General features: G+C 64.3%; 24 protein-coding genes, 1 tRNA gene and 1 riboswitch. Of the genes, 13 read left to right on the forward strand and 12 right to left on the reverse strand.

Going from position 1 to position 23,814, the window contains the following annotated elements; genetic code table 11:
- The first annotated feature begins 141 nt into the window (after positions 1 to 141).
- A tRNA-Leu gene (locus tag GGQ99_RS02825) sits at positions 142 to 226 on the forward strand.
- Between the two features lie 134 nt (positions 227 to 360).
- On the opposite strand, the gene GGQ99_RS02830 is transcribed toward GGQ99_RS02825, so the two are convergent.
- The 3 genes from GGQ99_RS02830 to GGQ99_RS02840 all read right to left on the reverse strand — a co-directional run bounded on the left by GGQ99_RS02830 (position 361) and on the right by GGQ99_RS02840 (position 3,893).
- A complete protein-coding gene (locus GGQ99_RS02830; RefSeq protein ID WP_183260526.1) occupies positions 361 to 861 on the reverse strand; it encodes a hypothetical protein in 501 nt (166 codons plus the stop codon).
- Between the two features lie 252 nt (positions 862 to 1,113).
- Positions 1,114 to 1,320 carry a hypothetical protein gene (locus GGQ99_RS02835; RefSeq protein ID WP_183260528.1) on the reverse strand — a complete coding sequence of 69 codons (207 nt, stop codon included), beginning with the start codon at positions 1,318 to 1,320 and terminating at the stop codon, positions 1,114 to 1,116.
- Positions 1,321 to 1,619: 299 nt separating this feature from the next.
- Positions 1,620 to 3,893, reverse strand: a complete 2,274-nt coding sequence (locus tag GGQ99_RS02840; protein ID WP_183260530.1) for a heavy metal translocating P-type ATPase — start codon at positions 3,891 to 3,893, stop codon at positions 1,620 to 1,622.
- Between the two features lie 72 nt (positions 3,894 to 3,965).
- Here GGQ99_RS02840 and GGQ99_RS02845 point away from each other — a divergent pair, with 72 nt between their 5' ends.
- From GGQ99_RS02845 to GGQ99_RS02860, 4 genes are all read left to right on the forward strand, one after another.
- Positions 3,966 to 4,388 carry a MerR family transcriptional regulator gene (locus GGQ99_RS02845; RefSeq protein ID WP_108607752.1) on the forward strand — a complete coding sequence of 141 codons (423 nt, stop codon included), beginning with the start codon at positions 3,966 to 3,968 and terminating at the stop codon, positions 4,386 to 4,388.
- Between the two features lie 127 nt (positions 4,389 to 4,515).
- Complete coding sequence (gene mgtE, locus GGQ99_RS02850) at positions 4,516 to 5,940, forward strand: magnesium transporter (protein WP_108607753.1); 1,425 nt, start codon at positions 4,516 to 4,518, stop codon at positions 5,938 to 5,940.
- A gap of 261 nt (positions 5,941 to 6,201) precedes the next feature.
- A complete protein-coding gene (locus GGQ99_RS02855) occupies positions 6,202 to 6,588 on the forward strand; it encodes a MerR family transcriptional regulator (protein WP_108607754.1) in 387 nt (128 codons plus the stop codon).
- Positions 6,589 to 6,682: 94 nt separating this feature from the next.
- Complete coding sequence (locus GGQ99_RS02860) at positions 6,683 to 7,477, forward strand: CPBP family intramembrane glutamic endopeptidase (protein WP_183260532.1); 795 nt, start codon at positions 6,683 to 6,685, stop codon at positions 7,475 to 7,477.
- Here the strand turns inward: GGQ99_RS02860 and GGQ99_RS02865 are convergent.
- Positions 7,474 to 7,950: a methyltransferase family protein gene (locus GGQ99_RS02865; protein ID WP_108607756.1), complete on the reverse strand. Its 477-nt coding sequence runs from the start codon at positions 7,948 to 7,950 to the stop codon at positions 7,474 to 7,476. The genes GGQ99_RS02860 and GGQ99_RS02865 overlap by 4 nt on opposite strands.
- Positions 7,947 to 8,945, reverse strand: coding sequence for an acetyltransferase domain-containing protein (locus GGQ99_RS02870; RefSeq protein ID WP_183260534.1), 999 nt, complete (start codon positions 8,943 to 8,945; stop codon positions 7,947 to 7,949). Before GGQ99_RS02870 ends, GGQ99_RS02865 begins: the two co-directional genes overlap by 4 nt.
- Positions 8,946 to 9,058: 113 nt before the next feature.
- On the opposite strand from GGQ99_RS02870, the gene GGQ99_RS02875 reads away from it, so the two are divergent.
- The 5 genes from GGQ99_RS02875 to cobO all read left to right on the forward strand — a co-directional run bounded on the left by GGQ99_RS02875 (position 9,059) and on the right by cobO (position 12,134).
- Entirely contained in the window at positions 9,059 to 9,748 is a 690-nt protein-coding gene (locus tag GGQ99_RS02875; RefSeq protein ID WP_108607758.1) for a gamma-glutamylcyclotransferase, read from the forward strand.
- A gap of 55 nt (positions 9,749 to 9,803) precedes the next feature.
- Positions 9,804 to 10,000: riboswitch (cobalamin riboswitch) on the forward strand.
- A gap of 36 nt (positions 10,001 to 10,036) precedes the next feature.
- A complete protein-coding gene (locus GGQ99_RS02880) occupies positions 10,037 to 10,213 on the forward strand; it encodes a CbtB domain-containing protein (RefSeq protein ID WP_108607759.1) in 177 nt (58 codons plus the stop codon).
- Positions 10,214 to 10,229: 16 nt separating this feature from the next.
- Positions 10,230 to 11,015 carry a CbtA family protein gene (locus GGQ99_RS02885; protein ID WP_183260536.1) on the forward strand — a complete coding sequence of 262 codons (786 nt, stop codon included), beginning with the start codon at positions 10,230 to 10,232 and terminating at the stop codon, positions 11,013 to 11,015.
- The gene (cobU, locus tag GGQ99_RS02890; RefSeq protein ID WP_183260538.1) at positions 11,008 to 11,517 is read left to right on the forward strand and encodes a bifunctional adenosylcobinamide kinase/adenosylcobinamide-phosphate guanylyltransferase; all 510 of its coding nucleotides are present in this window, start codon (positions 11,008 to 11,010) and stop codon (positions 11,515 to 11,517) included. The genes GGQ99_RS02885 and cobU overlap by 8 nt, the downstream gene beginning before the upstream one ends.
- A complete protein-coding gene (gene cobO, locus GGQ99_RS02895; RefSeq protein ID WP_183262337.1) occupies positions 11,517 to 12,134 on the forward strand; it encodes a cob(I)yrinic acid a,c-diamide adenosyltransferase in 618 nt (205 codons plus the stop codon). The genes cobU and cobO overlap by 1 nt, the downstream gene beginning before the upstream one ends.
- Before the next feature lie 13 nt (positions 12,135 to 12,147).
- Here the strand turns inward: cobO and cbiB are convergent, their stop codons facing one another.
- Positions 12,148 to 13,113 (reverse strand): adenosylcobinamide-phosphate synthase CbiB, encoded by a 966-nt coding sequence (cbiB, locus tag GGQ99_RS02900; RefSeq protein ID WP_183260540.1) that lies wholly within the window; start codon positions 13,111 to 13,113, stop codon positions 12,148 to 12,150.
- On the opposite strand from cbiB, the gene cobD reads away from it, so the two are divergent.
- Positions 13,112 to 14,170: a threonine-phosphate decarboxylase CobD gene (gene cobD / locus GGQ99_RS02905; protein WP_183260542.1), complete on the forward strand. Its 1,059-nt coding sequence runs from the start codon at positions 13,112 to 13,114 to the stop codon at positions 14,168 to 14,170. The two genes, cbiB and cobD, sit on opposite strands and share 2 nt — an antisense overlap.
- Positions 14,167 to 14,670: a tyrosine phosphatase family protein gene (locus GGQ99_RS02910; RefSeq protein WP_183260545.1), complete on the forward strand. Its 504-nt coding sequence runs from the start codon at positions 14,167 to 14,169 to the stop codon at positions 14,668 to 14,670. Before cobD ends, GGQ99_RS02910 begins: the two co-directional genes overlap by 4 nt.
- Here the strand turns inward: GGQ99_RS02910 and GGQ99_RS02915 are convergent.
- From GGQ99_RS02915 to GGQ99_RS02940, 6 genes are all read right to left on the reverse strand, one after another.
- Positions 14,667 to 15,470: a creatininase family protein gene (locus GGQ99_RS02915; protein WP_183262338.1), complete on the reverse strand. Its 804-nt coding sequence runs from the start codon at positions 15,468 to 15,470 to the stop codon at positions 14,667 to 14,669. The genes GGQ99_RS02910 and GGQ99_RS02915 overlap by 4 nt on opposite strands.
- A 69-nt stretch (positions 15,471 to 15,539) precedes the next feature.
- Complete coding sequence (locus GGQ99_RS02920; protein ID WP_183260547.1) at positions 15,540 to 17,984, reverse strand: GcvT family protein; 2,445 nt, start codon at positions 17,982 to 17,984, stop codon at positions 15,540 to 15,542.
- On the reverse strand, positions 17,981 to 19,162 hold the full coding sequence (locus GGQ99_RS02925) for a pyridoxal phosphate-dependent aminotransferase (RefSeq protein ID WP_183260549.1): 1,182 nt from the start codon (positions 19,160 to 19,162) through the stop codon (positions 17,981 to 17,983). The genes GGQ99_RS02920 and GGQ99_RS02925 overlap by 4 nt, the downstream gene beginning before the upstream one ends.
- Before the next feature lies 1 nt (position 19,163).
- Positions 19,164 to 19,850, reverse strand: a complete 687-nt coding sequence (locus GGQ99_RS02930) for an HAD-IA family hydrolase (protein ID WP_183260551.1) — start codon at positions 19,848 to 19,850, stop codon at positions 19,164 to 19,166.
- Positions 19,850 to 22,303 (reverse strand): GcvT family protein, encoded by a 2,454-nt coding sequence (locus GGQ99_RS02935; RefSeq protein ID WP_183260552.1) that lies wholly within the window; start codon positions 22,301 to 22,303, stop codon positions 19,850 to 19,852. Before GGQ99_RS02935 ends, GGQ99_RS02930 begins: the two co-directional genes overlap by 1 nt.
- 22 nt (positions 22,304 to 22,325) lie before the next feature.
- Positions 22,326 to 22,922, reverse strand: coding sequence for a helix-turn-helix domain-containing protein (locus GGQ99_RS02940; protein ID WP_246389391.1), 597 nt, complete (start codon positions 22,920 to 22,922; stop codon positions 22,326 to 22,328).
- A gap of 180 nt (positions 22,923 to 23,102) precedes the next feature.
- Between GGQ99_RS02940 and GGQ99_RS02945 the strand changes: the two genes are divergently transcribed.
- On the forward strand, positions 23,103 to 23,813 hold the full coding sequence (locus GGQ99_RS02945) for a nitroreductase (protein WP_183260554.1): 711 nt from the start codon (positions 23,103 to 23,105) through the stop codon (positions 23,811 to 23,813).
- Position 23,814: the final 1 nt, after the last annotated feature.

The raw sequence follows: 23,814 nt of genomic DNA on the forward strand, positions 1-23,814 counted from the left end.
AAGCCGGCTATTGTCGAAAGTGATGGCGGCTTCCCCTGGGGCAAGCAAGAATGATCGACGAATATCGCACAGGGCGCTTGTTTCCCCGGAAACGATTTGCTACATGCCGCGAGCCGGTTCGGACCGGCCCTTCGTGACAGTGCGGTCGTGGCGGAATTGGTAGACGCGCAGCGTTGAGGTCGCTGTGGGGCAACCCGTGGAAGTTCGAGTCTTCTCGACCGCACCATCACTTTTCAGGTGAGTACCAAATCATCTGAGCAAGCCGTTCCATCTGGGATGAAACAGCTTGAGCCTTTCCGGGGTTAACCGGTGTCTTTCAAGAATTACAGAGAGTTGCGCAGTCTTGCTGCCGTTGATCACCTAGTTGCGGGTGAACTCGATTGTCGCCGTCACGACCTTCTCTCCGGTCTGGGGATGCGGCTCGATCGTGACGATCCGCATATGCCCTGTACCGACGCTTGCCAGCCGCATGCTTGCGACGCGCGAACCGGAGCCCTTGTCCGGCCATAGGATCTGGAGGTTGAGCGTATCGCCGGTGCGTGTACCGACAAGTCGCGCGGCGCCACGTCTCGAACCGACATAGGAACCGGTATAGCGTCTGCCGTTGGCCTGCAGATCAACTCCTATGCGGCGGGAGAACACGACTTTTGCGCGGCAGGCGCCGTCAAGGTTGAGGGCTGCGCCATCTGCCTGGGAGTCGAGGCTGCAGGAGACGGCAAGCGGCACTGCACCGGGTTTCAGTCGGACCTGTCCCCCGCCATGCCAGCTGCCGGAAAGAGTTTCCAAAAAGGCCTTCTCGTCCGCAATCGCTGCGGAGACCGTGAACATTGCCAGAATCAGTGCCATGATTGCCGAGGTCATCTTGTTGCCGATCTTTTCGAAGGGCCTGCTCCATCTGGGAGCGGACGACTACTGGTTCTGGCGAACTTATGGGGTGCGGGCAAAGTTGTCAAAAGGCCCGGGAGTAGCCGTCCAAGTTGCCACTTGCGGCTGATCGTGGGGACGGGCGCAGGAAGGATGCCGGACTTCCGAGCCGGCACTGCAGTGCGGGCATGGCGCGTGAGTTGCCGCAAGTGGACGGTGACGAGCCAGGCCCGTCACCGTCGCTCAGTGCTACAAGTCGATGCCTGCAAGCTTGGTCATCAGCGCTTGCCGGTCGTCAGCGGACCTGAGGCGGATGGTCAAGCTCTCGCTCTTGACCGGAACCTGGGGCGGAAGGCTGACTTCGATGCCGGCCGCGTGTTCTGCGGCCCAGTTCTTGAAACGAGGCAGCTTATTGGCGCCGCTGATCGGGAACGTGAAACTGTATTTGAAGGTCATTTGAACATTCCAAACGGAGTGCCGCCGGCAGCAAGCGGCGCGCGCAACAGCGCAGCAGATCGCTCGGCCAGTACAGGCAGATTTCTGATGTCGTGAGTGTCAGTGTCCTGGTGCCGCTCTTGCTCTCGCAGGTAGTGGCACCAGGCTATCAGCCTATTTGAAGGCCGCCTTTGCAGATGACGAGGATGGCAAAGGAAACTTTTTGCATGGCCGGTATCTCGGCCAAATGATCACGATTGTCAAACGGGCCGCCCAAGGTCTGCCCGGGCGGCCCATAGACGATCAGTTCCTGGATTGCCTCAGCGGCCGCGCCAGGCGAGCAGCCGCATGGCGTTGGCGGTGACCAGCACCGTGGCGCCGGTGTCGGCGAGGATGGCGGGCCACAGACCAGTAATGCCGGCAATCGTCGTCACCAGGAACACCGCCTTGAGGCCAAGGGCGATGGTGATGTTCTGGGTGATGTTGCCCATCACCGTCTTCGACAGGGCGATCATGTCAGGAATGTCGGTGACGCGGCCATGCAGGATGGCAGCGTCGGCGGTTTCCAGCGCGACATCGGTGCCGCCGCCCATGGCGATGCCGAAATCGGCAGCGGCAAGGGCAGGGGCGTCGTTGATGCCGTCGCCGACCTTGGCGACGACCTGTCCCTGCTGTTGGAGTTCACGGACGATGCGCTGCTTGTCGTCGGGCATCAGGCCGGCGCGAACATTGATACCAAGCCCCTTGCCGATGGCTTTTGCAGTCGCCTCGTTGTCGCCGGTCAGCATGAGGGTGGCGATGCCGTCGGCCTTGAGCGTGGCCAGTGCCGCTATGGCGTCGGCACGCGGTTCGTCGCGCATGGCAAGCAGGCCCGCGACCTTGTTGTCGACCACCAGCACGGAAACTGTCTTGCCGTCGCCATTGAAGGCGGCGATCTGCGCTTTCAATTCGGCTGGCAATCCGGCCATCTCTTCGGCGGCGCTGGGCGACGCCAGGAACACGTCCTGGCCGCCGACCTTGGCCGAAACACCCTTGCCTGCCACCGCCTTGGCGAGACTTGCTGGGGGCACAGGTACGCCATCTGTCTTGGCGCGGCCGAGAATGGCGAGCGCCAGCGGATGGCTCGAGCCCGTCTCCAGGGCGGCAGCCAGCGACAGGACCTTGGCTTCGGGGTGCCCGACGCCGACGATGTCGGTGACCTTCGGCTTGCCTTCGGTGAGGGTTCCGGTCTTGTCGAGCGCGACCGTGGTGACGCGGCGCATGCCTTCCAGCACAGCACCTCCCTTGAGCAGCAGGCCGCGGCGGGCACCGGCGGACAGACCGGCTGCAATTGCAGCGGGCGTCGAGATGACAAGCGCGCAGGGGCAGCCGATCAGCAGGATGGCGAGGCCCTTGTAGACCCACTCCGACCACGAACCGCCGGCGACCAGCGGCGGCAGGATGGCGACGAGCGCTCCGACGACAAGGACGGCCGGCGTGTAGTAGCGCGAGAAGCGGTCGATGAAGCGCTCGGTCGGCGCCTTGCTCTCCTGCGCCTCCTCGACCAGCTTGATGACGCGGGCAATGGTGTTGTCGGCGGCCGCAGCGGTGACGCGGACCTTGAGCACCGCATCGGTGTTGATGGTGCCGGCGAACACGTCGTCGCCAGCGGTCTTCAACTTGGGAACGCTTTCGCCGGTGACAGGCGCTTCATCGAGCGTGCTCGCACCCTCGACGATGACACCGTCGGCGGCAACACGGTCGCCGGGCCGGACCAGCATGAGCGCACCGACCTGCAGCGCCTCGGCCGGCATCTCGCGGGTCGAGCCGCCTTCCTCGACCAAAGCGGTCTTGGGCACCAGGTCGGCAAGTCCGCGAATGCTGGCGCGGGCGCGGCGAGCGGCAACGCCTTCCAGCAATTCGCCGATGAGGAAGAGGAAGACGACCATCGTCGCTTCCTCGGTGGCGCCGATGAACACCGCGCCGACAGCAGCGATGGTCATCAGCGTTTCGATCGAGAACGGCGTGCCTGTCATCGCGGCGGCGAAGGCGCGCCGCGCCACGGGCACCAGCCCGACCGCCAATGCAGCCAGGAAGGCCCAGTGCCCCACCTGCGGCATGAACTGGCCGATGGCATAGGCTGCGACAAGGGCAGCACCGCAGGCGATGGTCAGCTTGGCTTTGCGGGATGTCCACCACGGGCCGTCGTCGAGATCGAAATGGGCGTGGCCGGCATCGGCAGAGGCCGCAGCCGGGGAGCCGTGTCCGGCATGATCACCATGGTCGTGCCTGGCATGGTCACCATGGCTATGGTCGTGTCCGCTGTGGTCGTGGTCATGGCTGCACGATGGGCCGTGCTTGTGCTGCTGGACCTCGGTCGCGCGCGCCACGCCAAGCTCGGCGACGGAGTAGCCGAGCGCCTTCACCTGCTTCGAAATCGCAGCCGATGGCGCTGGCCCCTGATGCGAAACCGTCATTGTGCCGGCCGAAACGGAAATGCCGACCTCGGTGATGCCGGGCAGGCGGCTGACGGCGTTCTCGATCTTGGTCGCGCAGGAGGCGCAATCCATACCGCCGACGCGGAAGCGCGTCTTGCCGTGGCTGGCGTCATTCATGATGGGTCCTTTCAATCCTATATGAAGCAATGCTAGAATCTCTAGCCACTAGAGGATCAAGAGGGTTTTTAGATGAATCTGCCGATTGGCGAACTGGCGCGGCGAACGGGCGTGAAAGTGCCGACGATCCGTTTTTATGAGCAGATCGGGCTGATTGCGGCGCCACCGCGCACGGAAGGCAACCAGCGCCGCTACGGCAAGGCGGAGATCGACCGGCTCAACTTCATCCGCCATGCCCGCGAACTCGGCTTCGAGGTCGACCATATCAGGGAATTGCTGGTGATGTCGCAGGAACCGCAGGCCTCGTGTCACCAGGCCGACAGCATCGCCAAGTCGCATCTTCGCGAAGTCGACAGGCGAATCGAGCGGCTCCAGGCGCTGCGCGGCGAGCTGTCGCGGATGATCGACGAGTGCGGCCATGGCCGCATCTGCGACTGCCGCATCATCGAGGTGCTGGCCGATCACCGCCAATGCTCAAGCGAGCATGTGGCCTGATTGAAACAGGGCGGAATTGGCTGATCCGCAGGACCGCCTGAGGCGGTATTTCATTTGATATTCCGACCCTTGGCGGGCTAGGGATAACCCACCTCGAATCCCGAAAATCCGCAAACGGGAAGCGCCGATGGAAGCCCGACACGACCATACGCACGGCGCCGACGCCGCTGACGCTGTCCGCGCCGAAATCTACGGCGAGGACGGGGCGATCCTTGCCTCGTTCCTCGCCCATATCGGCGCGGCGATCGCCGATCGCGATACGCTATCGCTGAAGCGCGACGTATCGGGGCTGCACCAATCCGAACTCGGCGACCTGCTGGAGGCATTGCTGCCCGAACAGCGGCTTGCACTGGTCGAGCTGATGGGCTCGGACTTCGACTTTTCGGCGCTGACCGAGGTCGACGAGGCGATCCGCCTGGACATCGTCGACAACCTGCCCAACGAGCAGATTGCCCAGGCCGTCCAGGAGCTCGATTCCGACGACGCGGTCTACATCCTCGAGGATCTCGACGCCGAAGACCAGAACGAGATTCTGGCCCAGCTGCCGTTCACCGAGCGCATCAGGCTGCGCCGTTCGCTCGACTACCCGGAAGAATCGGCCGGCCGGCGCATGCAGACGGAGTTCGTTGCGGTGCCACCGTTCTGGACCATTGGCCAGACCATCGACTATCTGCGCGACGACAAGGACCTGCCCGACCGCTTCAGCCAGGTTTTCGTCATCGACCCGACCTTCAAGCTGCTCGGCGCGGTCGACCTCGACCAGATCCTGCGCACCAAGCGTGCGGTCAAGATCGAAGAGGTGATGCACGAGACGCGTCACGCCATTCCCGCGACGATGGACCAGGAAGAGGCGGCGCGCGAGTTCGAGCAATACGATCTTTTGTCGGCCGCCGTCGTCGACGAGAACGAGCGTCTGGTCGGCGTGCTGACCATTGACGACGTGGTCGACGTCATCCAGCAGGAGGCCGAGGAAGATCTTCTGCGCATGGGCGGCGTCGGTGACGAAGAGCTGTCGGACACGGTGGCCGCCACTTCGCGCTCGCGCGTGCCATGGCTCCTGGTCAATCTCGGAACCGCCTTCATCTCGGCATCTGTCATCAGCCAGTTCGGCGCGACCATCGAGGAAATGGTGGCGCTGGCAGCCCTGATGCCGATCGTCGCCTCGCTTGGCGGCAATGCCGGCACCCAGACGATGACGGTGACGGTGCGGGCGCTCGCCACGCGCGACCTCGATATCTACAATGCCGGCCGCGTCATCCGCCGCGAGGTGATGGTCGGGCTGCTGAACGGTGCGATCATTGCGGCCATCCTCGGCCTGGTCGCCGGTCTGTGGTTCCACAATCCCGACCTGGGTTTCGTCATTGCCGCGGCGATGGTGCTCAACATGCTGGCGGCAGCGCTCGGCGGAATCCTGATTCCACTCCTGCTCGACAAGGTCGGCGCCGACCCGGCGATCTCGTCGTCGATCTTCACGACGATGATCACCGACGTGATCGGCTTCCTTGCCTTCCTCAGCCTCGCGACATGGTGGTTGCATCTCGGCGGCGGATGACGCCGAAGCTCGGTTTCGAGTTCCGCAAAGGCCCCCCCCGGGATCAACGCCACCGTATTTCTGCGCGCCAGATTGGGCGCGGAACAGTTGGTTGCATAGACGGCGAGTTCAATTGACTTTTACGTAAATCGCGTGCGAGACTCCAGGCGGATCACTATGGTCCTTGCCGCGCGATGCTTGCCGTCGCCCGGCCTATTCGCCTCGGCTAGTGCCCGGCATGATTTTGAGGCGGGGCGGTTTCGCTCGCGGGGTGGAGGAACGATGCGGGAATATTATTCGATAACCGAACTGACCCGCGAATTCGACATTTCGACGCGGACACTGCGCTTCTATGAAGACGAAGGCCTGGTGCAGCCGGTGCGTCGCGGCCGGACACGATTGTTCCGGCCATCGGACCGGCATCTCATTCGCCAGATCATGCGTGGCAAGCGCCTCGGCTTTTCGATCAACGAGATCCGCGAGATCATCCAGATGTATCGCGCGCCGCCCGGCGAGGTCGGCCAGCTCAAGCTGATGATCAAGCGCATCGAAGAGAAGCGCGAGGATCTGCGCCAGAAGCGCCGCGATCTGGAGGAGACGCTCGCCGAACTGGACCAGGCCGAGGAATCCTGCGTCGAACGGCTGGTCGAGCTCGGCGTCAACACCTGACAGCAGAAAGCCGGCCGGGTCATCCGGCGCGGCGACGGCTCGGACTCACCCACAGCATTGTGCTAAGTTTGGCTACCCCTCGGGAGTAGCTCCCATGTCGATGCTCATCAGGACGGTTCGCGACTGGCCGGTCACGAGCTTCGTGGTGCTGGCATTCGTCATCACCTGGATTGGCTTCATTCCGTTCTACCGGGCAGGTGGCGAAGACATCGCCTGGTTTACCTTTGGTCCATTCGTCTCGGCCGTCGTCATCTCCGCACTCCTGGGTGGCTGGCCGAAAGTCCGTGCGCTGCTGGCTTCAGTGGTGAAATGGCGCGTGCCTCCAGGTTGGTACCTGGTGGCGATCGGGCTGCCGGTGGCAGCGCAACTGCTGGCAATCTGGCTCAACCCATTGTTGGGTTCCGCTGCGCCCAACTGGGGGAACGTGCCGGCCATTCCGGAAATCGCGGTCATGGTCCCGCTGTTTCTGGTCTTCAGCGGTCCGCTTGGCGAGGAGCCCGGCTGGCGGGGATTCGCGCTGCCGGCGCTTCTGCGCGAGCACGGAGCGCTGAATGCAAGCCTGCTGCTCGGGGTGATCTGGGCCGCCTGGCACCTGCCGCTGGTGCTTCTGAACGACTACAGCATATCCAGCGCCATCAACGTCATGGTTGCGGCGGTGGTGTTCACGTGGCTGTACCAGAATTCGGCGGGCAGCGTGCTGCCGGCGATTCTCATGCACGCATCGCACCAGAACAGCGTGCGTTACCTCGGCCGGGTGTTCGAAGGTGGCGATGCGACCCAGCACCAGTGGATCGGCCTGATGCTATGGCTGGCGATTGCCTTGGCGATCGTGGCCATCTACGGAACCCACAGCTTCCGAAACGGTGGCGCGACCGCCGCCGTCAGCTAGATCCAGCGCCTGACCTTCTTCGCATAGTCGATGTATTTCTTGCCGAAACGCGCCTGCAAGTGCTTTTCCTCACGTTCGATGGCGAGCTTGTTCGTGGCGAAGACTGCGACCAGCGCCAGGATGATGAACCAGAGGCTGCCGCTGACCAAGCCGATGCCGATCATCAGCAGCGTATTGCCGAAGTAGATCGGGTTGCGGGTGAAGGAAAAGGGGCCGTTCGTCACCAGATGATCCGCGGCCTTGTCAGGCCTGATGGTGGTGTTGCCGCGCTTCAGGGCGCGCATTGCCGAAATTTCGATGGCGGCAAAACCTGCTATCGCCAGCCAGCCGGCGGCAAACAACAGATCCGATATCGGTTCGGTGATCCAGGGCAATGGATAGAGCAGGCCGAGCACGATGGCGATGGCAATGGCCGCGAGGTAGATGATCGGCGGCCACGGCACCCGGTTGGGGGCTGCCTTGATGTCGGTCATTGCGCTCCTCCAGTTGGTATTTCGCTGTCCGTCCTGGCCGTGCACATCGCGGCGGTGTCGCCGATCCGTGCCTTGAGTTCAGGGCTCTTGTCGCTGGCATAGAGGCGGTCGAGCGAATCGTCTTTCTGCAGCTCGTCGAGCATGCAGACACAGTAGCGCGCGCAGAAATCGGTGTCGCGGCTTTGCTCGCAGGAGATCTGGCAGGACTTCAGGAAGCCGACTTCGCGGGTTTCGACCGGCGCGGGGAAGAACTGCGCCCAGGCCCAGACCAGCGAGATCAGCACCGGCTGGTGGATGAGGTAGAAGGCCAGGCTGTGGCGGCCGAAGAAGTCGAGCGGTTTCGACCAGGCGCCGGGTTTCAAGCGCGCCAGGGCGTCGAACAGGCCGGATTTCAGCGCCAGCCCGGCAAGTCCCATGCCTGCCAGCACCGCCCCGAAGAAGGGGAAGACTGGCACGAAATCGTTGGAGCGCGGGGCAACGGTGTTGAGGCCGACCCAAAGCAGCGCCGGATGGTTGAAGGCCTCGTTGCGCAGGTAACTGGGAGCCACGATTACCAGGGCAGCCACGACGAGCGTCAGCAGCGGCGGCAGGCGCAGGAAGGCAAGGCCGACGACGCTGGCAAAGGCGATCTGGTGGAGGATGCCGAAGAAGATGAAGGTGTCGGGCATGGCGAACCATGTCGCCACGGAGATTGCCGCGGCGGCGGCAACGACCATTGCCAGCCGTTTTCGAAAGCCGCGCCAGCGAATGCCCTTGGCGTGGGCAAGGACGAGGCTTACGCCGACAAGAAACAGGAAGCTCGACGCGATCGAGCGGGCGAACAGTTTCCAGCCGCCGAAGGCGGTCATACCCGGGTCGGCATAGCCGAAGAACTCGAGATCCCAGGCGAAATGATAGATGGCCATGGCGACGAGTGCTGTGCCGCGGGCGATGTCGATGACCTGGACGCGTGGGGTTCGGGCTTGAACTTGGTCGGTGGTCGGTTGCATCGTCATGGCCATTCGCTTCGGCTTTCGGGTGTTTCGCCGCTCCTGCAGCACTATCATGGTTGAACCGGGGCAAGAGAGGGACTAGCCAACGTCATGCACAGGGTTCGGGGATGTCAGCAATGAACGGTCGCGTGATGTCGTTGACCGAAGATCTGGTGGCGCGCTGCCATCGCGAAGTGGCCGACGCCGGCCCCGACCCGGACGCGCAGCATCTCGACGATGCCGACTACGAGCGCATGATCGACGAGACGCTGGCGGACAATGCCGATGAGGGGCCGCTGTGGCTGTTTGCCTATGGCTCGCTGATCTGGAAGCCGGAGGTCGACCATACGGAGGAGAAGGTGGCGGTGGCACGCGGCTGGCATCGCTCGTTCTGCATCAACATGACCCGCTGGCGCGCCACCAAGGCAGAGCCGGGGCTGATGATGGGCATGGATCGCGGCGGCCAGTGCAAGGGTGTGGCGCTGCGGCTGATGGATGGCGACCGGCGTGAACAGCTCGACAAGCTGTTTCGCCGGGAGATGACGCTGAAGCCTTCGACCTACAAGCCGCGCTGGCTGAGCCTTGCCACTTCGGACGGTCCGTTGACCGCTCTTGCCTTCGTCATCAACCGCGAAGGCCATGCCTATGCCGGGGCACTCGGCGAGGACGAAGTCGTGAAGCGGCTGGCCACGACCTGCGGCCATTGGGGCTCGGCCGCCGATTATCTCTACAATGTGGTCAAGAATCTCGAGGATCGGGCCATCCACGATCGGCATCTTTGGCGGCTCCAGCACCTGGTGGCCGAGCGAATAGCTGCACGCTGCTGACGCATTCGAGCGCTGCGGCGTCGGAATTTGGTTTGCCGCCCAAGCCATTTGTTTCTATAGTTGCGGGGTCGTCGGTTCCGTTACGGAATCAAGAGGGAATGCGGTAAGGGCCCTTTGAGGGTCCGAAGCCGTGGCTGCCCCCGCAACTGTATGCGGTTAGCTCTCCCCAAATGCCACTGAAGCTTGCTTCGGGAAGGCGGGGAAGGGTGTCGATCCGCAAGCCAGGAGACCTGCCGGCGACAGGCACTTATCTCGGTGCCCTCGGGTGGAGGGCGAAAGGACTTCAAGATGAATACTGTTTCTGCAATCGGCGCTGACGTTTCCTCGCAGTCGCGCACCATGCAGCTCGCGCTTGCGGCGCTGCTCGGCCTTTTCGTTGTTGGCTTCCTCGGGTTCTCGCATATGGAAGTGGTGCACAACGCTGCCCACGACTATCGCCACTCGATGGCTTTCCCCTGCCACTAACGAAAGCACTCTAGCCATGTCTGTTTTTCGCAACGTCGTGTTCATCGCGGCGATCAGCGGCCTATTGGCCGGCGTGATCCTTGCCGCGCTCCAGACCTATGCAACCGTTCCGCTGATTCTCAAGGCGGAGACCTATGAAAATGCGGGCGGCCACGAGCATGCCGCGGCACCAGCCGCAGGCACTGAAGCCACCGCACCGACTGCCGGCACCGAAGCGACCGCTCCTGCGGCGCAGGTTGCGGCTCCTGCCGAAGAAGAGGTCGAAGCCTGGGCGCCCGCCGACGGGTTCGAACGCTTCGCCTATTCGGCACTCGCCAACATCGTCAGCGGCGTTGCTTTCGCGCTGATCCTGGTCGCAGCTTCCGAATTCGCCGGCGGTATCGCCAACTGGCGCCAGGGCGTGTTCTGGGGTTTTGCCGGCTTCGCCGTCTTCACACTGGCGCCCGGTCTTGGCCTGCCACCCGAGTTGCCGGCCATGCCCGCCGCCGATCTCGGCGCGCGCCAGGTCTGGTGGACCTTCACGGTCGTTGCCACCGCCGCCGGCCTCGCGCTCATCGCTTTCCGCCAGTCGCTGCCGTTGGCGATCCTCGGCGTGGCGCTGATCGTCGCGCCGCACATCATCGGCGCGCCGCAGCCCGCAAGCCACGACTCGCCGATCCCGGCCGACTTGCATCACAACTTCGTCGTCGCCGTCACCATCACCAACCTGGTGTTCTGGGTCGTGCTGGGTGCCTTTGCCGGCTTCATGCGCAACCGCTTCATGGGCGAGCAGGCGCCGGCGCTGCACGGCCGCCTTGCCTGAGAAGCTGACCTTCCTGCTCGGCGGTGCGCGCTCCGGCAAGAGCGCGCATGCTGAGCGGCTGATCACGCAGTTTCCTGCGCCGTGGACCTACATCGCCACGGCGCAGGCCTATGACGACGAGATGCGCGAGCGCATCTCGATTCACCGCGGCCGCCGTGGCGATGGCTGGCTGACCCTCGACGCACCGCTCGATCTTGTGGGTGCGCTCGGCAGCGTGCTCGATGGCACGCCGGTGCTGGTCGATTGCCTGACGCTCTGGCTCACCAATCACATGCTGGCGGATCATGACGTCGAGGCGGAAAGTGCCCGGCTTGCCGACGTGCTGTCGCGGCCGCGCGGACCTTGGTTCGTGGTTTCCAACGAGGTCGGGCTCGGCATCGTGCCCGACAATGCGCTCGCCCGCCGCTTCCGCGACGATACCGGCAGGCTCAATCAGAAAGTGGCGGCGGCAGCCGACGAAGTGCTGTTCATGGTTTCCGGCCTGCCGATGAAGGTGAAATGATGAAGACGATCGACGAACAGGAAGCCGAACGGCACCGTAGCAAGATGGCCAAGCGCAAGGCGGTGCAGGATGCCGAAGTGGCGGGAAAGACCATCGTCGAGAAGGGCCTGCTGATCGTCAACACCGGCCCCGGCAAGGGCAAGTCGACGGCGGCCTTCGGGCTGGCGCTGCGCATGCTCGGCTACGGCCAGCGCGTTGGCGTCGTGCAGTTCATCAAGGGCGCCTGGCATTCGGGCGAGCAGGACGCGTTTGCTGCCTTCGGCGACCGCGTCGTCTGGCACACGATGGGCGAAGGCTTCACCTGGGAGACGCAGGACATCAAGCGCGACATCGCGGCGGCCGAGGCCGCTTGGGCCAAGGCGCAGGAATTGCTGGCCGATCCGAGCATTGCTCTCGTCGTGCTCGACGAACTCAACATCGCGCTGCGCTATGACTATCTCGACCTCGACGCGGTGGTCGCCGCGCTCAAAGGCAGGCGCGAGGGGCTGCATGTCGTGGTCACGGGCCGCAACGCCAAGCCGGCTTTGGTCGAGGCTGCCGACCTTGTGACCGAGATGGGCGCCACCAAGCACCATTTCTCGGCTGGCGTGAAGGCGCAGAAGGGCATCGAGTTCTGAGCGCCCGAGGCGGTCAGAGCCAGAAGATCGCGGCGATCAGCCCCAGTGCGCCGACCATCAACGCATCGGCCGTCCAGTAGAGCCGGAGTGCGGCGCGTATATCCTGGGCATTGGCTTCGCGCCGGCCGCCATCGCCCATCAAGGCATCGTCGACCATGACGCCGCCATAAGCACGCGGACCGGCAAGCGCGAGGCCGAGAGCGCCGGCCATGGCGGATTCAGGCCAGCCGGCATTGGGCGAGCGATGTTTTTGGGCGTCGCGCCACACAGCCTGCCAGGCGCCCCTTGGGTCGGTGCCGGGCACCAGGAATGCGGCGAGCACGATCAAAAGGGCAGTCAGCCGCGACGCCGGCAGGTTGATCAGGTCGTCGAAACGGGCGGCGGCCCAGCCGAAGGCTTCGTGGCGGCTGGTGCGGTGGCCGATCATCGAATCGGCGGTGTTGGCGGCCTTGTACGCGGCTCCGCCGGCAAAGCCGAAAACAGCGAGCCAGAGTGCCGGAGCGGTGATGCCGTCGGAAAAATTCTCGGCCAGGCTTTCGATGGCGGCGCGGCTGACGCCGGCCTCGTCGAGGCGTTCGGGGTCACGGCCGACGATTTGCGACACTGCCTTGCGGCCGGCGACGATGCCGCCGCTGTCGAGCGCATCGGCGACTGCCTTCACATGGCTGCCGAGGCTGCGCTGGGCGACGAGGCTGGAAGCGGCGATTGCAGTGAGAAGGATGCCGAAGGGGACAAGCCCGAACAGGCGCTCGACGGCAAATGCGCATGCGGCTGGTACGGCAACGATGACGACGAGGGCAACCACGCCCAGAAAACGGCGCCTGGCGTCGGTATCGGTGGCGCGGTTGAGGCTGGTGTCGAGAAAGGATATCAGCTTGCCGATCCAGATCACCGGGTGGCCGATGGCGTGCACCAGCCGGTCCGGGTAACCCAGACCGAGTTCGAACAGAAGCGACAGGAAGGCAAGCGGAACAAACATGACGCTTCTTGCAGGACGTAGGACCGGGACTGTGGACCACGGCGGCAGCCTGGAGCGGGCGAGGGCGCTGTTTCCGGGAGCGCCCGAGCCGTTCGTCGACCTTTCGACCGGGATCAATCCGAACTCCTATCCGCTTTTCGAGCTGCCTGCCACAGCCTTGTCGCGCCTGCCGGAGCCGGGCAGGGCCCGTGATCTCGCCGCTGTCGCCGCGACCGCCTATGGCGCGACGTCGGCGGCTAATGTGGTGCCGGCTCCGGGCACGCAGATCCTCTTGCCGCGCATCGCCTCGCTGGTGCGCCCGGGCCGCGCCTTCGTGCTTGGGCCGACTTATCAGGAGCACGCGCGAGCCGCGGCGATTGCCGGACACCATGTTGCCGAGACACGCACGTTCGAGGAGCTTTTCGAGGCCGAGCTCGCCGTCGTCGTCAATCCGAACAATCCCGATGGCCGCGTCGTCCTGCGCTCGGACTTGCTCGAACTGGCAGCCCGGCTGCGCTCGCGCGGCGGATTGCTGGTCGTCGACGAGGCGTTCATGGATGTCGGCCCGCAGGCGCAGAGCCTTGCCGGCGATGTCGAGCAGGGCGGCATCGTCGTCCTGCGCTCGTTCGGCAAGTTTTATGGCCTTGCCGGCATTCGGCTCGGATTTGCGCTGGCGCACCCCGATATCGCCGCGCGGCTGGAGGAGGAACTGGGCCCGTGGTCGGTGGCGGTGCCTTCGCTCGAATATGGCATCAAGGCGTTATCGGACACCGATTGGCAGCGCGAGATGCGGACCACGCTGGCGCACGCCGCCCACCGGCTCGACCAGACATTTGCCCGTGCCGGCGTGATTGTTACCGGTGGCACGTCGCTGTTCCGCCACGTCGATATCCCCGACGCGGCCGGGCTGTTCAAGGCGCTGGGGCGGGAGGGAATATTGGTGCGCAGTTTTGCCGACCGGCCGACGCAGCTGCGCTGCGGCTTGCCCGGGCACGAGGTTGAATGGCGGCGGCTTGACGTTGCCTTGGGCGACTGGGCGCAGGACCGGCAGCCCGTAGGCGAAGGAGCTGTCTCTTGATCTATGTCAGCCCGCTTTCCAGGATCGAAGAGACGGTTGTGCGCGTCGGCGCCGAGCGGCTGATCTCGCTGCTCTCCGCCGGCACGGAGATGTCGCGGCCGGCAATCATTCGCGCCGAAAACCACCTGTTGATGAACATGCACGATATCGCCGCCGAGCAGGAAGGCATGACGATGCCCGGCGAGGTACATGTGCGCCGTCTGCTCGATTTTGCTCGCGCCTGGGACCGGTCGCGTCCATTGGCGATCAATTGCTGGGCGGGTGTCAGCCGCTCGACCGCTTCCGCCTACATCATTGCGGCAGCTCTCGATCCCTCCCGAGACGAGGCGGAATTGGCGGCTCTGTTGCGGAAACTCTCGCCGACGGCGACGCCCAATCCGCGCCTGATCGCGGTGGCGGACCAGATCCTGGGTCGGGACGGGCGGATGGTAGCGGCCATCGCTAGCATCGGCCGGGGCGCTGACTGCTTCGAGGGCGTGCCCTTCGGGTTGGAAATCTAGGCGATCCAGTCGCCGAGCTTGGCCTTGCGGATATCCTGCAGCAACCGGATGAAACCGTCAGCCTGATGCGCAGCCGTGAGCCGGCCTTTTTCAGCGGTCGCCACAGCGGCATTGCCGACGACACCATGCGGGTTGAGATCGCTGGCAATCCATGAAAAGCCGTGCGGCCCGTGCGAGCGCAGCAGGTCGAACGCACTTTCGGCGCGCTCGAAGCTGGACGTGAAATCCTGTGCCTTGGCCATGTCGACCAGCTCGGGCCGGAAATGCAGCATCAGCGAGGTCTCGACATCGCCGCCATGGATGCCAAGCTGGATTTCGCGCGCAGGGTAGAGGTCGTCGGGCGTGCCGAAACGGCCCCAGCTCGAACGCACAGACATCGCGCCGAAGCGCACGCGCAACTCGCGCGAGACGATTCCCATCACCTCCTCGTTGCCGCCATGCGAGGTGACGAAGACGAACTTGCGGATGCCCGCGCGCGCAATCGAAGCGCCAAGCTCAGTCCAGGCGTCGACCAGCATGTTGGCAGGCAGGCTGAGCGTGCCCGGTGCATGGATGTGCTCGTCGGATTTGCCGACGGCCTGGATGGGCAGGAAGCGGGCGTCGAGATTTTCGGGCAGTTGGGCGAAGACCTCGGTCAGCATGCCTTCCATGATGGTCAGATCGGTCGACACAGGCAGATGCGGGCCGTGCTGCTCAATGGCGGCAACGGGGATGACGGCGATCGTCGCCACGGGGTCGATCAACGCGAAATCGGCCGCCTTGAAGTCACCCCACCACACGCGTCGCTGCTTGTTCGTCACCACCGGCCTCACTGCGCTCAATTCTCATCCGACTGAATATGTCAGCGCGGGCGATTTTGTAAGGGGCGGCTACATGCGCACGCGTTCGGCCTTCGGGTCGTACATCGGCTTGAGCGAGGCTTCGGCAGCGAAACGCTCGCCGGCGATCTCGATCTCGTAGCGCGAGCCGAGCACATCGGCCTCTGTTTCGTTGGCGCAGGGCACGTAGCCGAGGCCAACGGCGCCGCCGAGGTGGTGGCCGTAGTTTCCGCTCGTGATTGTTCCGACAATCTTGCCGTTGCGGACGATGGCCTCGTTGTGGAAGAGTAGCGGTTCCGGGTTCGCCAGCCGGAACTGGACCAGCCGGCGGGTGAGGCCGGCGTCACGCTTGCGCAGCACCGCGTCGCGGCCGATGAACTCGCCCTTGCCGGATTTCACGGCAAAACCGAGGCCGGCTTCCAGCACATGGTCCTCGTCGGTAATGTCGTGGCCGAAATGGCGGAACGCCTTTTCGATGCGGCAGGAATCGAGCGTGTGCAGGCCGCAGAGTTTCAGCCCGAGATCGGCCCCGGCTTCCTCGATTGCCTCGAACACATGCGCCGCCTGGTCGGTCGACACATAAAGCTCCCAGCCGAGCTCGCCGACATAGGTGACGCGATGGGCGCGGGCGAGACCCATGCCGATCTCGATTTCCTGCCAGCTGCCGAAGGGGTTCTTTTCATTGGAGAAATCGTTGGGACTGACTTTCTCGATCAGTTTCCGCGCGCTCGGCCCCATCAGGCAGAGCACCGATTCAGCCGCGGTTACGTCGGTGATGATGACGAACTCGTCGGCCAAATGCTTGCGGAACCAGGCGAGATCGCGCTGCAGTGTTGCGCCCGGCACAACTGTCAGGAAGGCTGTTGGCGAAAGGCGCGTCACCGTCAGGTCGCTCTCGATGCCGCCGCGCTGGTTGAGCATCTGGGTGTAGACGATCCGGCCGGGTTCGACGTCCATGTCGTTGGCGCAGAGGCGCTGCAGATAGGCCAGCGCATCGCGGCCTTCGATCCTGATCTTGCCGAAGGAGGTCATGTCGAACAGGCCGACGCTATTGCGGACCGCCAGATGCTCTTCCCGCTGGTTGTCGAACCAGTTCTGACGCTTCCAGGAGTAGCGGTATTCTCGCTCCTCGCCGTCGCGGGCGAACCAGTTGGCGCGCTCCCAGCCGGCGACTTCGCCAAACACGGCACCGCGTGCCTTCAGGTGTTCGTGCAGCGGGGAGCGGCGCACGTTCCTCGAGGTCGCCATCTGGCGATAGGGGAAATGATCGGCATAGAGCAGGCCGAGCGTCTCCGAGACGCGCTCCTTGAGATAGCGCCGGTTCTTCTGGAACGGCTGGGCGCGGCGGATGTCGACTTCCCAAAGATCGAACGGCGCCTCGCCGTCGTGGATCCACTGCGCCAGCGCCATGCCGGCACCGCCCGAAGAGACAATTCCAATCGAGTTGTAGCCGGCGGCGACCCAGTAGCCGCCAAGTTCCGGCGCTTCCCCGAGATAGTAGCGGTCGTCGGGGGTGAAACTCTCGGGACCGTTGAAGAAGGTGTGGATGCCGGCGGTTTCCAGCATCGGCATGCGGTTCACGCCCATTTCGAGGATCGGCGCGAAATGATCCATGTCCTCGGGCAGCTGGTCGAAACAGAAATCCTCGCGGATGCCGTCCATGCCCCAGGGTTTTGCGACCGGCTCGAAGGCGCCGAGCATCATCTTGCCGGCGTCTTCCTTGTAGTAGGCACATTCGTCCGGCATGCGCAGCACCGGCAGTCGGCCGAGGCCGGGAATAGCTTCGGTGACGAGATAGAAGTGCTCGCAGGCGTGCAGCGGGATGGTGACGCCGTTCTGCGCGCCCATCTCGCGCGCCCACATGCCGGCGCAGTTGACAACGACGTCCGTCTCGATGGTTCCCTGTTCGCCGCCTTGTGCCCACGACACACCCGAGACGCGTCCGTTCTTCGAATGGACCTTGGTGACCTTGACGTTCTCGACGATCTTCGCGCCACGCTGCCTGGCACCCTTGGCCAAGGCCATGGCGATGTTGGCGGGATCGCACTGGCCGTCGAGCGGCAGGTGCACCGCGCCGACCACGTCGGCGACATTGAGATGGGGGTACATCTCCTTGACTTCGCTGGGAGAAATCTCGCGTACGTCGACATTGAAGGCACGGGCTAGCGAGGCCTGGCGATAGATCTCGTGCTTACGCTCCTCGGTCAGTGCGACCGTGATGGAACCGACCTGGCGCATGCCGGTTGCGACGCCGGTCTCTTCCTCGAGCCTGACGTAGAGATCGGCCGAATATTTCGCCAGCCGCGTCATGTTCTGCGAGGCGCGCAGCTGCCCGATCAACCCCGCCGCATGCCATGTCGTGCCTGATGTGAGCTGCTTGCGCTCCAGAAGCACGATGTCGGTCCAGCCGAGCTTCGCCAGATGGTAGGCGACGGAGCAGCCGGACACGCCGCCACCGATGATGACGGCGCGGGCACGGGCGGGGATTTCTGTCATGCGGCTGATCTCTCGTAGCTGTTGGCGAAGCGCCTCAGGCGGCCGGCGGCCTCCTGGAGAACGTCGTCGGGCTGGCACAGACTGATACGGATGTGACCGGCCGCGGCATCGCCGAAGCTGACGCCCGGCATGACCGCGACCTTCTCGGCTTCGAGCAGGTCCCAGGCGAATTTCTCGCAATCGCGCTCGATGGCGCTGACGTCGAGCATCACATACATGCCGCCCTCGGAGCCGCGCACGGTGACGTTGTTCAGCCCGCGCATCTGGTCGATGAACAGCTTGCGGCGCCCGGCATAGGTTGCCGCGATCTGCTCGACGCCAAAATCGTTCTCCAGCGCCTCGATCGCCGCGCGGCTGACGAAATCGGTCAAGCCGTAGGTGGTGACGAGGTTGAGGTTGATGACCAGCGAGACGAGGTCGGCGGGGGCGGTGAGCCAGCCGATGCGCCAGCCGGTCATGCCGTGGCTCTTCGACATCGAATTGATGACCAGAGTGCGTTCAGCCATGCCGGGCAGGGTCCGTGGCGACACGTGTTCGCCGCCACCGAGGGTCCAGTAGACCTCGTCCGACAGCAGCCAGAGATCGCGCCGGACGCAGAGTTCGGCGATGTCTTCCAGGCACTTCCGGGAATAGACCGCACCGGTCGGGTTGTTCGGCGTGTTGATGAGGATCGAGCGCGTGTTCGGCTTCAGAGCCTTCTCGATCTCCGCCGCACGCGGCTGGAAGCCGTCTGCAGCGTGGGCCTCGACCACGGTGTAGCTGGCGCCTGCGGCGCGGAACGTGCCGGGGTAGGTGGCATAATAGGGCGCCACGACCACTGCGTGGTCGCCTGGGTCATGCGTTGCCTGCACCGCGGCATAGAGCGAGGCCTGGCCGCCGGGTGTGGCAATGATCTCGGAAAGGGCAGTGTCGAGGCCGGTGCAACGAGTCGAAATCTTGGCCATGGCTGCGCGCAGGCGCGGCAGGCCGGGTAGCTGGGTATAATGGTGGAAGCCGGCGCGGACGGCATCCACGCAGGCCTCGACAGTCTCCGACGGCGTGTCGAAGTCGTGGTCGCCGACTGACAGCATGATGATGTCTTCGCCGGCCTGCTTGCGCGTCATGGCGGCGAAGTGCACTTCCCAGCCGTCCTTGCCGGAGGGAACGATGCCGGAGATGCGGGAGGATGGTTTCGGCATCTCAGGCTCCTGCATCCTGCAAGGCCGCCAGGCGGGCGAGCGTCAGCCTGCTGGCGCTGTCGAGCCGGGGCGTCAGCGCGCCGTAGCCAGGGACCGAAGGGTGCGGGGTGCCGCCGGCATGATTGTGCGTGGCGGTGATGACCAGCACTTGCGCGCCCGCGGCCTCGGCTGCGCGGATGCCGGCCGGTGCGTCCTCGAACACCAGGCAATCCTGAGGCTTGTGGCCAAGCCGCTGAGCGCCGAGCAGGAAGCAGTCGGGGGCGGGCTTACCGTTGGCGACGTCTTCGCCGGTGACCATTATTTGCGGAATTGGCAGGCCAGCTGCTTCAAGCCTGCGCATCGCCAGCCTGCGCGGTGCCGACGTCACGATCGCCCAGCGTTCGGGAGGCAAGGCGTTGAGGAAAGTGACGGCACCATGGATGGATTCGATACCTTCGATGTCGTCGAATTCGGCTTGGGTCAGCTCCTCGATCTCGGTCATCAGATCAATATCCGGAAGGTTCAGCCGGGAGATGGTCTCGTACGCGCGAACGCCGTGGATGGTTGGCAGGAAGGTTTCCACGTCGAGCCCGTGCTTGATCGCCCAGGCGGTCCAGACTCTTTCGGTGGAGGCGATCGAGCTCAGGATGGTGCCGTCCATGTCGAACATGAAGGCGCCAAAGGCGCGATCGGGGAAGGGAAGGGACATTAGGAGCGTAACCTTTCGTTTTTGGGATCCCACAAGGGCTTGTCCTGCTGGACCGTGGCGCCGAAGCGCTCCCCGAAAATCTCGACTTCGATGGTAACGCCCGGCACGGCCAGATCGGCTCGCAGCATGCCCAGCGCGATCGATTTGTCCACCCTGTGGCCCCAGCCTCCTGACGTGGTCTCACCGACAATTGCGCCATTGTGCCAGAGTGTCGACATATAGGGCGCGTCGCAGTCGCCGGGCTTGTCGATGACAAGCGTGACGAAGCGCTTCTTCACGCCCTGCTGTTTTTCGCTGAGCAAGGCAGCCTTGCCGCGGAAGTCGGGCTTGTCCCATTTGACGAAGCGTTCGAGCCCGCCCTGAAGGATGGTGTAGTCGGTCGAGAGGTCCTGCTTCCAGGCTCGATAGCCCTTTTCCAGACGCAGCGCTTCGAGCGCGAACATGCCGAAGGGTTTCAGCCCGTGCTTCTGGCCGGCCGTCCAGACGGCGTCGAAGACGGCTGATGTGTCGGCGACCTTGGTATGGATCTCCCAGCCGAACTCGCCGGCGAAGGAGACACGCACGAGCTTGGCCCAGCGCCCGGCGATGGTGGTTTCCTGATGCGTCAGCCAAGGTGCCGAGAGGTCAGCCCCGCAGATTTCGGCCAGGATTTTCCGCGAATTGGGTCCGGCGAGGATTTGCGTCGAGTATTCCTCGGTGCGGTCGATGAGCTTGAAATCCGCATCTTCAGGCATGTGCGACTTCAGCCATTCGAAATCGTGCCACTGGGCGACGGCGGCGGTGATCAGCGTCATCAGGTTTTCGGAATGGCGCACCACCGACATCTCGGTGACGATGCGGCCGTGATCGTCGGCGAAATAGCAGAGCCCGATACGGCCGACCTTGGGAACGGCGCCGGTGACCTGGGTCTCAAGCCATGCGGCAGCGCCCGGGCCGTCGAGATTGAAGCGGCTGAAGCCGGGCAAGTCGAGGATGCCGGCCGCATCGCGCACGGCGAGGCACTCCTCACGGATTCGGTTCTCCCAGGGGCCGGAGCGGGCGAAGGTCTGCGTCGACTCCTCCGAGACGTCGTCGCCCGGCTGGGCATACCAGGTGGCGCGTTCCCAGCCATTGTAGGCGTTGAACTGCGCGCCAAGGGCCGCGATCCGGTCGTGGATCGGCGAAAGCTTGCGGTTGCGCGCCGCCGGCCAGGCATGCCTGGGGAAATGAATGGCATATTCGTGGCCGTAGACCTCCATGCCCTTGGCAACCGCATAGTCGGGAGCGGACGCAAAGGAGGTGAAGCGGCGCGGGTCGCAGGACCACATGTCCCATTCGGTCTCGCCCCGGGTTACCCATTCGGCCAGCACCTTGCCCGCGCCGCCCGCCTGGGCGATGCCGAAGGTGAAGACGCAGGCCTCGAAGGCGTCGGGCACGCCGGGCATCGGGCCGATCAGCGGGTTGCCGTCGGGCGCATAGGGGATGGGGCCGTTGATGATCTTGGACAGGCCGGCGGTGCCGAGGATCGGCACGCGGAGGACGGCGTCGTCGAGATACCATTCCAGCCGCTCGAGGTCGTCGGGATAGAGCTGGAAGGAGAAATCCGCAGGCATCTGGTCGTCGGGCGTTGCCCAATGGGCGCGGCAGTTGCGCTCATAGGGGCCGAGATTCATGCCGTTCTTCTCCTGGCGGAGGTAGTAGGAGGTGTCGACGTCGCGCAGCAGCGGCAGCTTGTGGCCGGCCTCACGCGACCAGGCGGCGAGCTCGGGGATTTCGTCGAACAGGATGTACTGGTGGCTGATGACCATCATCGGCACGTCGCGGCCGAACATTTTTCCGACCTCGGCCGCGCGATAGCCTGATGCGTTCACCACCTTCTCGCAGCGGATTTCGCCCTTGTCGGTCGAGACCACCCATTCGTCCTTGTCGCGACGCACCGAAATCACCGGGCAGAAGCGGACGATCTTCGCGCCCATGTCGCGCGCGCCCTTGGCCAGTGCCTGGGTCAGCTGGGCCGGGTCGATGTCGCCGTCGTTGGGATCGTAGAGCGCGCCCTTGAGGTCGTGTGTCTCGACGAAGGGATAGCGGCGCCTTATCTCGTCGAGGCCGATGACGTCGATATCCATGCCCTGGTAGCGGCCCATGCCCTTGGCACGCTGGAATTCCTGCATGCGCTCCCTGGTGTGGGCCAGCCGGATCGAGCCGGTGACGTGATAGTTCATCGGGTAGTCGACCTCGGCCGCCAGCCCGCGATAGAGCTCGGTCGAATAGCGCTGCATGTTCATCAGCGACCAGGACGACGAGAAGGTCGGCACGTTGCCGGCGGCATGCCAGGTCGAGCCCGAGGTAAGCTCGTTCTTTTCGAGCAGCACGCAGTCGGTCCAGCCCGCCTTGGCGAGATGATAGAGCGAGGAAACGCCGACCGCGCCTCCGCCGATGATCACCACCCGCGCCGTGCTCGGCAATTCGACCATGATTTCCTCCCTCAGCGTGCGATCAATAGACCGGTGGCGATACGACCCAGATGACCACCGCCGGCACCGTTTCCGTGTTCCTCCACCGGAACGGCTTGTGGTCGAAGCGGAAACTGTCGCCTTCGCCCAGGCTGTGCCAGGTGCCGTCGATCTCGATGTCGAAACCGCCAGAGACGACGTAGCCGGCCTCTTCGGTGGGGCGCGTCACCGGTTTGGCCATGCCGGCACCTGGTGCGAAGATCGAGCGCAGCATTTCGAAGCTGCCGCCGAGGTCGGGCGACAGCAACTCTTCCACCAGGCCGGATTCGCTGCTGCCGAGCGTGCGCCGCCGGCCGGAGCGGACAACGACGCCGCGCTCGGCCTCCACCGGGGCCTCGTGAGCGAAGAACAGGCTGATGGGGACGCCGAACAACTCGGCAAATTCCCGGAGGTCACCGATCGAAGGCGTCGACAATCCGCGCTCGACCTGGCTTACCCAGCCCACCGAGCGTCCGAGTTTCAGCGCGATCTCACTCAGCGTCAGTCCGCGCGACTTGCGCAGCGCGCGCAGATCGTTGGCGAGCAGGCCGCCTGCGACGTCGCTTTCCTTGCGAAGGGAGGCTGTTGCGGTGGGACTCAAATCGGGCCTCGTGAAAATTTACTGCAGAATTTCATGAGATGGCATCTCTGTGAAAAATTCAAGCTCATTTTCATGGTCCAGCAAGTTTCTCTTGCGAGACTCCGGGAGAGAGTGCAAAGGCTCGATTTCGGACGGGCGGTGAGGGGCGATCCGACACTATCGATGCCATAGGGACAGCCGATGCTGGCACCGGACCAAAAACCGCTGGAACTGGATGACACCGAAATCGTCGACGAAGCGATCGTTTCGCGGCGCTCGGTGCGCTCCTTCCTGCCGACGCCCGTCGACGAGGCGGTGATCCGCGACATCCTCGATGTGTCGGCGCGAGCGCCTTCGGGCACCAACATGCAGCCTTGGAAGGTTTACGTCACCGCTGGCGAGATCAAGCAGCGGCTGAGCGACGCCATCCTCAATTCGGGCGTGCGCGCCGAAAAGGCGGTCTGGGACGAGTACAAGTATTATCCCGACCAGTTTTTCGAGCCCTATCTCGGCCGCCGCCGCGCCAACGGCTTCGGGCTCTACAGCACGCTCGGCATCGGCCGCCGCGACGTCGACCGCATGCGGGCCCAGCATGACCGCAACTTCGTCTTCTTCGACGCCCCGGTCGGCATGATCTTCACCATCGACCGCCGGCTCAACCAGGGCTCGTGGATCGACTACGGCATGTTCTTGCAGAACATCATGATTGCGGCACGGGCGAGGGGCCTGCACACCTGCCCGCAGGCGGCGTTCGCACCCTATCACCGCCAGATCCGGCCGGTGCTCGGCATTCCGGAAGAAGAGGTGGTGGTCTGCGGCATGGCGCTCGGTCACGAGGACACGTCGAAGCCGGAAAGCACCTTCCGCACCGACCGCGCGCCGCTCGACGAGTGGGTGCAGTTCCTGAAATAGG

It is taken from the genome of Aminobacter niigataensis (genome assembly GCF_014200015.1).
Classification (GTDB): Bacteria; Pseudomonadota; Alphaproteobacteria; order Rhizobiales; family Rhizobiaceae; genus Aminobacter; species Aminobacter niigataensis.